An 11,817-nucleotide genomic window follows, 5' to 3' on the forward strand; every position below is an offset into this window, starting at 1 on the left:
CCTTTTCATTCAGTCAGAATGATACTGCGCCAGTAAGGCATTACTCAGTGACTTGTCAGCCAGCCAGTTGAGTAATATCGACGCGTTGTACATGATGCTGACATTGCTGACATAGCCGTCATAGCGATTATTAATGGCCGATATCTGGTTGTTAAAGTGGTCAGTTTCTGCGGTCAGCACATCCAGCAGGGTGCGCGTTCCCAGGTGATACCACTGATCGTAAAACATGCGGCGTACCTTATCGGTTTCAGCACTCAGTCGGTCGTAATCTTCAGCGCGCTGCAGTGATGAGTCGCGCGTTTCAATCATATTTCTCACCTGGTATTCCAGCTCAAGTTTTGTCGTTTGCTCTTTTTCACGCATAGACCGCGCCTGTGCCAGGGCTGCCTGATGTGCCGCGCGTTCTGAACCACCGCTGAACAGGCTCCACTCGACGTTAAGGCCGGTATACCAGGCTTCCTGTTCACCAATTGAGTTTTTCGCCGTACTTTTGGAAACGACCCAGTCAATCTGCGGCATGCCCGCCGCTTTTATTGAGTCAGCTTTAGCATCGGCTGCCCGGGCCTGCGCTTCACCGCGCAGCAGCGTTGGGTGATTATTTAATGCTGCTAACGCAACCGGCGCGGGTACCAGACCGTCGTTCCAGCGCAGACCTGACGGTACCACCGGCTCCACGCCCAACAGGCGCACCAGTTTAATTTTCGTCGCATCATACTGATGACGGAGCTGATCTTTACTCGCCTCGGCAGAATAGAGGCGTGCTCGTGCCTGAGTGAGTTCACTGGCTCTGCCCCGATCCGCTTCCGCGATCTGAGACAACATATTCACCAGTTCCTGCATGCGTGCCGCGTATTGTGAGGCAATCACCAGACTGGCCTGGTAACGGCTTAGATTGAGTAATTCGGTTGCCGTGTTCGACGCAATTTGCTCACGCTCTTCTTTGATAGCCAGTTCGGAAGCACTGATATTTTCCCGGGCGTTGTGCAGGTCTGCACTGATTTTTCCCCAGTCAAATAACGTCGTTGAGACCGAAACTGATGCGCTGGTATCGCCCGGCGAAGAGTTATAGCTGGAGTTACCCTCTCCAAATGACCTGAAAGGCGTGTTCATGCCGACTTTTAACTGTGGATAGCGCTGGCCTTTAACCTCTTCGGCACTCCAGGTTGACTGCTCAAGATTAGCAATTGCGCCCCGGACTTCAGGACTATGATTTAGCGCGATGAGCACCATGTCGCGGAAATAGGAACGCGTTGTGCCGCCAGCAGTCACGCCGGAACTCAGATCGCCCAGGCGCTGGATAGTGCGCGCCGACCCGCTGTTTCGCGGCAACTGAGGTTGTGGCATGTTCGGCTCATAGGCAAACTGCCCCATCCGGGTCTTAGGCACAGGCTTATCTGAGGGTTGAGTTTGAGGCTGTGATGCATTAGCCGTCAACGTCGCTTTAGCTGGCTTCTGCGCCGTTACTGTTCTTTTCACAGGTGGCTTCTGGGGCTTTAGTGCATCAGCCGTAAACAGTAATTTTGCTGACGGCGGTGCCAGCGTTACCCCGCTCGGCGGGGTCTGCGACTGCTCAGCGCCAGAGGTGGAAGTGGCGCTGACGGATTGCGATACGGATACGGGTTTCTGGCTGACAGACGACCATTGACGTTGCTGCGTATCCGCGGTTGCAGTGTATCGTGATGTTGCCGGCAAAGAGTTAAGGGCCGCAGCCTGATGGCTGGCCCGGGTAGACGTGGCTGATGCAGAGGATAATGACTCCAGTACCAGCAGTTCATCCTGCCCCCATGCAACTGAAACGCCTGTCATTGCCGCCAGTGCAATATGCAAAAGAATAGCCAGGCGATTTTTCTTCATCACTGTTAGCGCTCCCTAAAAGCTTCACGAGCTTTTAAAACAGGTTTAAGCAAATAAGAGAGAATAGATTTTTCGCCGGTCCGTATTTCAGTCGTAGCCACCATGCCAGGAATAATCGGGAAGGTTTTATCCCCCACGCGGAGTTCTGCCTGGTCTGTGCGTATATAAACCCGGTAAAAGTTAGGATCACCCCGTCCGGAGCGTGCTTTCTCTTCATCGAAAATGGTGTCGGGGCTGATGTGCTCAACCTGACCGTGCAGACCGCCGTATATGGCATAGTCGTAAGCGGTGATTTTTACTGTCGCAGGCTGACCCGGATGTAAAAAGGCGACGTCAGACGGTTTAATTTTTGCCTCAACCAGCAGGCGATCCTCCAGCGGAATGAGGGTCATGATTTCTGCCCCTTGCTGAATAACACCACCGTGCGTCGTCACTTTGATATTGTTTACCGTTCCTCTGACAGGCGCGACAATCGTGGTGCGCTCCATGACATCCTGACGTCCTGCCAGTATCTGCTCTGCCTGCGCCAGCTCACTTTCCATCTTGGTCAGTTCGTTGTTAGCATCGGCACGGAACCGGTTCGTACGTTCAACAATCTGCATATTGAACTCATTGGCCTGACGACGCAGCCGCAGAATTTCCACCTCAGAGACCAGCCCTTTACGCGCCAGTGGCTCAGATAAATTGACCTCGCTTTGGGCCAGATTCAGGCTGTGCTGAAGCGATGCGACCGTCTCATTGAGTGAGGTTTTGCGCGAATTGTATGCCTGAGTTTCATCACGCACGATGCTCTCTTCAATGCCTTCGGGGAAGATCAAGGGCGTGCCGTAAGCCTCCGCACGCAGACGTGCAATCGTCCCTTTCAGACCCTGCACTTTTGAGAGCGCTTCACGATAACTGGCAGCGGAACGGGTGGGGTCAATTTTCAGCAGTGGCTGACCCTTTTCTACAACTTCTCCCTCACGCACATCCAGTTCTTCGAGAATCCCGCCTTCGAGGCTCTGTATAACCTGCTCACGACTCGCCGGGATCACTTTCCCTTCGCCCACGGTGATCTCTTCGACGATGGCGAAATGCGCCCAGGTGACGGCAACGACAATGACTGCAGCAATCAGCCACAAAATGAGGGTGCTGAGCGGGTTCTTCTGAATTAATAGCGCACCATGAAGGTCACGCATGAACATCTCATCACCGGCTTTAACTGGCCCTTTTGCCTGATTCACAGCAGGCTTCGCCACCACATCCGCTGTAACCTGCGGTGTGCTGCTTGTTGATTTTTTTGTCATTGCTTACTCTCCCGCCGGGCGTTGCGCAGCGCTCAACTTAGCGATGATGGCTTCTTTGTCGCCGTCATGCGTAATCCTGCCGTCTTCCATAACCAGAAGCCGATCTACCATGCTGAGCAATGAGAGCCGATGCGTGACAATAATCAGTGTCTGAGTGGTTACCGCACTACTGAGTTGCTGAATAAACCGGGCTTCCGTCAGGGCATCCATTGAACTGGTCGGTTCATCCATCAGCAGGATTTGTGGCTCAAGCAGCAGACAGCGTGCCAGTGCAACCAGTTGCCGCTGACCACCGGAGAGCAGCTGTCCCATTTCTCCCACCGGCATGTCGAATCCCATTGGATGACGCGCCGCAATCTGATCCAGCCCGGTCATTTTCGCTACGCGTAAAAAGTGAAGGGTGCTGGCTGAGGGATCACCGATCATTACGTTTTCACGCATTGATCCGTGGAAGAGGCGGCAGTCCTGTCCGACGTAGCCCACCGTCGTGTGCCAGTCAGCGGGATCGATCTGACCCGCGTCGACACCATCAATCGAGAGCTGTCCGCTTTTCGGCCAGTAGAGCCGGGCAAGGAGCTTAAGCAGGGTTGATTTGCCGCTACCAATATTGCCGATAATCGCCACCCGGCTGCCGCGTTTTACGTCAAACGACACGCGATTGATGACGTTCAGCGACTTATCGGTTCCGGGAATCGGATAGTCGAACGTAATTTCTTTAAGGCGGAGGTTGCCCTGAAATTGGGGCGCTGGCAGATAGTTGTTTTTACTGTCCCGATCAACCGGCAGGCGAACCAGATTATTCAGTGATGTTAAGGCAGTTTTTGCCTGCTGATAGCGAAGCGCAAGTCCAACCATGGCACTGAGCGGTGACAGCAGTCGGCCTGAGAGGATAACCACACCAATCATCGCGCCCATGCTCAGCTCACCACTGTGGATCATGTAAACACCACAGACAACGGTAACAACCGTAGTAAGCTGCTGTATTGCTGTCGTGAAGTTCAGCGTCATACTGGATAAATAACGCGTTTTCATCGAAGTATGGGCCGATAACGCGCTGTATTCTTCCCAGCGCTTTTGCATTGCGCCTTCACCGCGCGCTGCTTTCAGTGCTTCAATGCCTGAAATGGTTTCAACCAGCATGCCATGTTTCTGCGATGACTCACGCATATTTTCCTGCATACAGCGCCGCAACGGCAGCTGTATGATCAGGCTGACAATCAAAATGATCGGTACTGCCATCAGTGGTACCCAGGCAAGCGCACCTCCAATCATCCAGATGATGACCAGGAACAGCAGACAAAATGGCAAATCTGACAGGGTTGCAAGAGTGGCTGATGTCATGAAATCGCGGATTGATTCAAACTCACGCATCTGGTTAGCAAAAGAGCCTGCAGAAGCAGGTTTATGCTCCAGTCGTACCGACATCATCTGACGAAACAGCTTTGTACCAATAACTAAGTCGGCTTTCTTTCCCGCTACATCAATTAACCAGGCGCGCATCTGCCGTGAAATAAATTCAAAAATGATGGCAATAGTCACGCCAATCGCCATTGACCAAAGCGTGACATAAGCCTGGTTTGGCACGACCCGATCATAGACGTTCATAACAAAAAAGGTCGAGGCCAGTGTTAAGACGTTAGCCAGCAGCGCGGCTAGTGCAGCGCTGTAAAAGTAGTGGCGATAACGCCACAATGTACTGAACAGCCAGTGCCCGCCACTGTCTACCTGCGGCAGGATATCGTTTTCACCCTGGGTGTTAAGCGTTGGCCGTTTGCTGGCCAGCAACGCATAGCCGTTATAGGCGTCTTTGAGCGATTCAGCGCTTACCTGATGCGTCAGGCCGGTTTCGGGCACGACTACATCATATTCCACTTTCCCTTTGCTACGCCGGCAACCTGCAACAATGACAAAACCACCTTCTTTCTGTGCAGCAATCAGAGGAAATAAATAGTCATTGATTGTATTAAGTTCGCGCTTAACCCATCCGGCATTAATGCCAGTCTGATCCAGCATCTTTACCGCAATGTCTGCTGTCAGCATTTTTCCACGCGGCAAGCCCGAGAAAAGCACCGCTGTACTCACTGCTTTTCCATAATATTTTGCCAGCCATTTCACTGCACATAATAGTGTATCTTTTGCTTCACTTTCGTAATAGTGATTGTCATTTGACACCGCAGAAATGGCCGAAAGGTTATTATCTTTCATTGTATTCTCATTAAGGACAACGAAGCCTTCTCAGGCTATCCCTGATACACAGATAAAAATAAATAATCAGCATGCCAATTATTTAAAATACACCATTGGTTAATTAATTGTGAAACCCGGAGCTCAGGCAGGAAACTATATTAATCGAAACAGAGCCATGAACGAAAGACATCTGGCTGCACGCAGGTGAAAAGTATCTTCTCATTATGGGATATCTGATAGAAATATGACCAAGATCAACCTCTATACCTGACAGGCATAGAGGCCTGGTCCTATTTGATAATGCTACTACTGACCATCAATCATAATTTCTGCACGACGGCTCATCTTATTACAACCATCGGCCTGACGACTGGCTTTCGCAGTGCAGCCATTGGCTGATTGCGCTACGCCTCCGCCTTCAGCAGTGATCAGATGGCTGGCGATGCCAGCGCGCACTAGCACCTGACGCACGGTATCTGCCCGAGCCTGTGAAAGGCGTGTATTTGTATCGCTATTGCCAATGCCATCCGTGAATCCGGTTATTCTTATTGCATTGATTTTTCCTGATTTTTTTAAAATATTCAGGATCTCATTAAGGCGATTGCGCGATTCAGGTAACAGGGCCTGATAGTCACTGCCACCAAATTTAAATAACAGTGAATCCTGAACCAGCGTCGTCCCTGCTGTCGCCCCACCAATATACTGACAGGCCTGAACAGTGGAAGCACGATTGATTAATTTGACCTGACGTTGTAGCGAAGCCAAATCACGCTCAGCATCCTGCCGCGATACAGCATTGTTCGTTACAGGAGTGCCAGCCGAATCCATTTTAACAAAATAGGTCATTCCTCCTTTAAATTTAGCCTTAAATAAGGAATTAAGTTTATTTTTATAATCAGGCGCATCATTTATCGCGGTAGAGAAGGCGTGCTCACCTGTAGCAACACACATCACTGTAAACTGGCCTGGCAATAATGCCGTGTGAAACGCTTTATCGACATACACATACAGCAGGCCTGCGTTTATTTCTTTTGGATAGTAATAAACCATCTGGGCCTGTTCAGGAACCACCTGCGGCAAAGAGTGATACTGAACGCTTACTTTCGGACGTTTAACCTCTGAATTCACAGAGGCACTTTCCGCCTGAGCCTGAAGGCTCGCTGTCATCAGTGAAAAAAATGCCAGGGTAACAACCCGTAAAGTACACGGGAAATTTAATTTTTTTACTTTCATTTATAAACTCCGCTCCCTCTGAATGTTTATACAGATGGGTATGAAAACAACATAGAAATTGCAAAAAACAGGAGTGATGCGAAATTAGCTCGCCGTCCAGGACGGCGAGCTAATTAATGCTTACACCATTATCTGATTGTTCTGCAATAAGGTTACGAGGTCGGTCTGGGTATCAGCCAGCGTAACAACGCTGGTGAATCCATGCGCACCACCGGTACCATCACGGTCAATACTGATAACTGTATCGTTGCCTGAGATTTCTACCTTCAGATAGTTCAGGATGTCCTTAGAACTATTATCCAGCTGCAGCACACCATCATCTTTGAAGAACGAGATGCTGCCGGTGTAATCCAGAAGATCGCTCAGGTCGATAAGATCTGCATTGCTATCGGTAGCCAGATCGCCGACATGGAAATCATGTACGGTATCGTGACCATTACCGCCCGTACCATCGGCCTCATAACCGGTCAGCACTTTATACATCAGCACGTCATTGCCGCCGTTAGTCAGCCAGAAGACATCATTACCACCGCGCCCTTCAAACTGGTTGTTTGCTGCGTTGTCGGTAAAGGTGTCAGCCTCGCTGGTACCAATCAGCCCTTCAATACTCACCAGCGTATCGGTACCGTGACCGGTTGCCACTCCCGTCATCAGGTTGGCAGTAATCGCGCCAGGAGCATGACTGTAGTCGACAATATCCAGACCCTCAGTTTCACTCCAGACCTGAGTACCGGTGACGGTAAGATTCCAGCCGCCACCTCCGGTGTAGGTATCGTCACCTGCCGTACTGAAGAAGGTGTCGTTATAGCCTGTACCGACAATACCGTTGCCAATGGTGTTGTTAGCATCGCTGCTATTTTCTGCCGTCAGTACATAAGCATCATGCGATTTACCCGTAGTCAGGTCGCCCCAGGTTTCGTTCACCGTACCATTGGTATAGCCGCCAATACTGGCCGTTGCACCAACGTGGTTAGCTACGCCGTTTGTTACCCGTAGCAGCTGAACGGAGTAAGTTTCATTGGCATCCAGCCCAAAGAAACTCACCAGCCCCATGCTGTTACTTGAACCAGACGCCTGCGGGTTAATCAGCTGCGTTGCAACCAGATCACCTGCGGAGTTATAGAGCTTCACCGTATTGCTGTAGAAGGTGTTCAAGCCTTCGCCATCAACGATACGAATTTTCAGGCTGGTGCCATCTGCCGCCACGTTGGTGTTTTTGACCAGCAATGTCGGTGCGGAATTGTCTGAAGACACCACCGATGCATCTGCCCCAGAACGGTACACTACCAGGTCCATTGAGCCATCCCAGTCGTAGTCCAGCGCCACAGCACCCGTCAGGTTTGAGTAGGCGGTATCCGTTAACGCAATACCTGCTGCACTCCAGTCATTGGTGCCCATGTTCAGATAAAGCATGGGTGATCCGGACGTACCCGAACGCGGAATCTCAATAATGTCCATCTGACCATCATGGTTCCAGTCAACCGCCAGCGATGTTCCACCAAGCAATGTGTCGCCAAACCACAAGGCATCAGCATCACTTGCCAGCAGGTTTCCTTTACCGTCGTTCAGATAAATACGGTTCTCATTGCTGTTCACCCCAGCTTTAGAACCAGCACTCAGGAACAGATCCAGCCAGCCGTCGCCGTTGAAGTCCCCATAGGTCATCGATATGGAATAGTTGCCATAGTCGTCTGCACCATCATTGCGGAATACGTTGGCGTAATAACCGACAGAACTGAAGCTGGTCGTGCCGTCACCGTTGGTCGTGTTGTACAGGACACCCAGACCGCGCGAGGCGTTACCGATATAGCTTCCTGCGCCGTTGTAGTCGATGTGCGCGGTGATATCGACAGTACCGTTGTTATCGATATCGACAGCACCCACTTCATGCAGGACGCTCAGGTTAGCCGGTATAGCGCCGCCCGGATGACCATTCGAAAAGCCCGTATTAGACTCATAAGTGAGTGTGCCATTTACGTTTTTAATAAACGAAATGGAGTCTGACTCTGAGTCCGCCAGGACGAAGTCAAGATAGCCATCACCTTCACGGTCATAAGCAATGACCCCACCTAAGTGGTTCAGCGACCCCTGGTTGAGAGCATGTGCCTGATAGGTGCCATCGGCGTTCTGCGTCCAGTAAGCAGTACGGTTGGCGTTATTGTAATCACTCACCTGTGACATCACGTCGGTGTAACCATCACGGTTAATATCCGCAAAAGTCATCGAGTTTACAAAGCGACCATACCAGGTACCATTGACATTGTATTCGGCACCATTAGCTGTGCTTGGCTCAGCCAGGTATGTTGCTGTGTAATCCTGCAGGTTGTCAGCGTTATACACACGAAGGGCGTTGGCCGCTGTCGAACCCGTAGTACCACGCACACTCTGAGCAAATGACCAGTTACCGGAGCCGTTAATGGTTACCGCTGCTGCGTTCAGGCCATAGCCATCCGAGTCAGTTGTCCCCCCCCAGGTTTGTTCAATCACCGTCACACCCGAACCATCAGTAACACCGGTACTGGTACTGGCGCTCATTGATGAACGGTTACCGGCCAAATCCCAGACCACAAAGGCCAGGTTTTGTGCACCCGTCGGCAATGATACTGACATTGACCAGGTACCATCACTGTTAGCAGTTGCGAACCCTAATACGTTATCCAGACCTTCCTGATAGGTACCGTTCTGATTCACATCGCTCACCAGTGAAACGATAGCGCCTGCTTCAACCGTGCCATAGGTCGAACTGCTAAACACCAGTACATCGTTACTGCTAATCGATGCATCCACTTCAGGCGCTTTCGTAAGAGCCTCTGGTGAATCCAGGTCGATGACAACCTGATAGTTATCTTTGAAAGCAGTATCGGTAGCAATCACACCTACAGAGTTAATCACCCGCAGATGGTAATCGTAGGTAGTACTTGCCGTTGCTGCTGCCAGCGTGTAGGTCCAGTCTGCGCCACTATCAGAGAGCAGAGATTCCCAGGTCTTACCATTATCAAAGGTAATCTGCAGAATTTCGGTGCTCTTCAGTGCCTGACTCAATGTACCGTTAATGGTAACTGTAGGGTCACGCGTGATCATGTCACTGTTAGTCGCATCAGTACTGTGGCTGAACAGGTCACCCACGACCAGGCCACTCGATGTATCTGTCGAGATAGCGCCAGTCGTTGTCATTCCTGTTACATCCGGAGCAGAAGTGTTCAGCGTCATATCGAACGCCGTACTCTGCTCACTGTGCTGTCCCAGGCTGTTCACCGCATCAACGGTAAACGCATGCGCACCATCGGTCAGTGCAGGCGATACGGTATGAGTCCAGGTACCGTCAGCGCTGGCAGTAACGCTAGCGATTAAGGTGCCATTGTCATACAGACGCACAGTACTGTTAGCCGTTGCTGTACCAGACAGTGTTGGCGTTGTGTCATCGGTAATCGCACCAGTGGTCAGCGCTCCAACATAGACACCTGCATCATCCATCACGGTATCAATGGTTGGCGTTGGTAAAGACTCAGACACGACCGTGACCGTATAGGCCGGGGTCGGGCTGGTGCTGTTGCCCGCCGGATCGCTCTCCACCGCCGAAAGACCATGCGTACCCAACGCCAGGGCGTGCGCGTCGTCCACCGCCAGGCTCCACGTGCCGTCCGCGCCCACCGTGGCGCTGCCCAGCACGGTCCGCGTGCCGCTCAGGGTGTCGTACACGGTGATGATGTCGCCCGCCGTGCCGGTGCCGCTGATGACCGGGGTCGTGTCGTCACTGCTGCTGCCGCTGACCACGTTGCCCTGCACCTCGCCGACGTCGTCCGCGTAGCCGGTAATGGCCAGGTATGATGCGTCCGGCGCGGTGAAGTCCAGCGTCAGGTCAAAGGCCGCCGAGGCCGGGCCGGTGTTGCCCGCCGCGTCCGTGGCCGTCACGGTAAAGCTGTGCGCGCCTTCCGCCAGCGTTGAGGTCGGCGTGAAGCTCCACGTGCCGTCCGCGCCCGCCGTGACGCTGCCCAGCAGCGTGCCGCCGTCATACACCCGCACCGTGCTGGCCGCCTCCGCCGTGCCGTTCAGGGTCGGCGTCGGGTCGTCGCTCACCGCCCCGCTCGCCAGCTCGCCCTGCACGCTGCCCACGTCGTCCGCGGCGCCGCTGATGGCCGGCGCCGCCGGCGCCGTCAGGTCCAGCGTGAAGCTGAACGTCACCGCGTCGCTGACCACGCCCGCCGCGTCGGTCGACACCGCGCGCAGCGTGTGCGCCCCCTCCGCCAGCGCCGTCGCCGGCGTCAGGCTCCAGCTGCCGTTGCTCAGCACCGTGGCCGTGCCCAGCAGGATCTCCCCGTCGTACACGCTCACCACGCTGCCCGCCTTGCCGGTGCCGTTCACCGTCGGCGTCGCGTCGTCCGTCACCCCGCCCGCCGCGATGTTGCCGGTCACGCTGCCCGCGTCGTCGGTGACGCTGGTGATCTGGATCAGGTTGCCGCTGGTGTCCACCGTGACGCTCACCGCCGCCGAGGCCGGGCTCTCGTTGCCCGCCGCGTCCGTGGCCGTCACCGTAATGCTGTGCGCGCCGTCGTCCAGCGCCGCATCCGGCGTCCAGCTCCACGCGCCGGTGGTGGCGTCCGCGGTCACCGAGCCGATGGCCCTGCCCCCGTCGTACACCGTGACCACCGCGCCCGCCTCCGCCGTGCCGCTCAGGGTCGGGGTGCTGTCGTCGGTGGTGTCGCCGTCCGCCAGCGCGCCGGTCACGGCGCCCACGTCGTCGGTTACCACCAGGTCTGCCACCGCCGCCGGGGCCGCGGTGTCCACCGTCAGCGCCCACGCGCCGCTCTGCGGGCTCACCTGGCCCACGCCGTTCACCACGTCCGCCGTGAACGCGTGCTCACCGTCCGCCACCGCCTTCGCCGGCGTGAAGCTCCAGCTGCCGCTGGCGTCCGACGTCGTGCTGCCGATCAGCGTGCCGTTGTCGTAGACGCGCACCGTGACGCCGTTGCCCGCCGTGCCGTTCAGCGTCGGGGTGCTGTCGTTGGTCACCGCCCCCTTCTGCAGGGTCTCGGTCACGCCCACGTCGTCGATCACCGTGTTGATGCTCGGCGCCGCCGGCGCGCCGGTGACCACCGTCACCGTGTAGGCCGGGGTCGGGCTGGTGCTGTTGCCCGCCGGATCGCTCTCCACCGCCGTGAGGCCGTGGGTGCCCGCCGCCGTGGCGTGGCTGCTGTCCACCGCCGCTCCAGCTGCCGTCCGCGCCCACCGTGGCGCTGCCCAGCACGCTCTGCGTGCC

General features: G+C 54.4%; 5 protein-coding genes. All 5 read right to left on the reverse strand.

From position 1 onward, the window contains the following. Positions 1 to 9 precede the first annotated feature (9 nt). The gene (locus EGO56_RS17560) at positions 10 to 1,854 is read right to left on the reverse strand and encodes a TolC family protein (RefSeq protein ID WP_135910385.1); all 1,845 of its coding nucleotides are present in this window, start codon (positions 1,852 to 1,854) and stop codon (positions 10 to 12) included. Positions 1,855 to 1,859: 5 nt separating this feature from the next. Continuing rightward, complete coding sequence (locus tag EGO56_RS17565; protein ID WP_238349027.1) at positions 1,860 to 3,038, reverse strand: HlyD family type I secretion periplasmic adaptor subunit; 1,179 nt, start codon at positions 3,036 to 3,038, stop codon at positions 1,860 to 1,862. A gap of 105 nt (positions 3,039 to 3,143) precedes the next feature. After that, positions 3,144 to 5,345: a type I secretion system permease/ATPase gene (locus EGO56_RS17570; protein WP_135910387.1), complete on the reverse strand. Its 2,202-nt coding sequence runs from the start codon at positions 5,343 to 5,345 to the stop codon at positions 3,144 to 3,146. A gap of 288 nt (positions 5,346 to 5,633) precedes the next feature. After that, positions 5,634 to 6,560: an OmpA family protein gene (locus EGO56_RS17575; RefSeq protein WP_135910388.1), complete on the reverse strand. Its 927-nt coding sequence runs from the start codon at positions 6,558 to 6,560 to the stop codon at positions 5,634 to 5,636. Between the two features lie 120 nt (positions 6,561 to 6,680). Beyond that, positions 6,681 to 11,759 (reverse strand): Ig-like domain-containing protein, encoded by a 5,079-nt coding sequence (locus EGO56_RS17580; RefSeq protein ID WP_135910389.1) that lies wholly within the window; start codon positions 11,757 to 11,759, stop codon positions 6,681 to 6,683. Between the last annotated feature and the right edge of the window lie 58 nt (positions 11,760 to 11,817).

This window comes from Pantoea vagans (assembly GCF_004792415.1).
Classification (GTDB): Bacteria; Pseudomonadota; Gammaproteobacteria; order Enterobacterales; family Enterobacteriaceae; genus Pantoea; species Pantoea vagans.

Bases quoted from the DNA above. Each gene is read 5' to 3' on its own strand.
- EGO56_RS17560 (WP_135910385.1), bottom strand. From the start codon at position 1,854: ATGAAGAAAAATCGCCTGGCTATTCTTTTGCATATTGCACTGGCGGCA.
- EGO56_RS17565 (WP_238349027.1), bottom strand. From the start codon at position 3,038: ATGTTCATGCGTGACCTTCATGGTGCGCTATTAATTCAGAAGAACCCG.
- EGO56_RS17570 (WP_135910387.1), bottom strand. From the start codon at position 5,345: ATGAAAGATAATAACCTTTCGGCCATTTCTGCGGTGTCAAATGACAAT.
- EGO56_RS17575 (WP_135910388.1), bottom strand. From the start codon at position 6,560: ATGAAAGTAAAAAAATTAAATTTCCCGTGTACTTTACGGGTTGTTACC.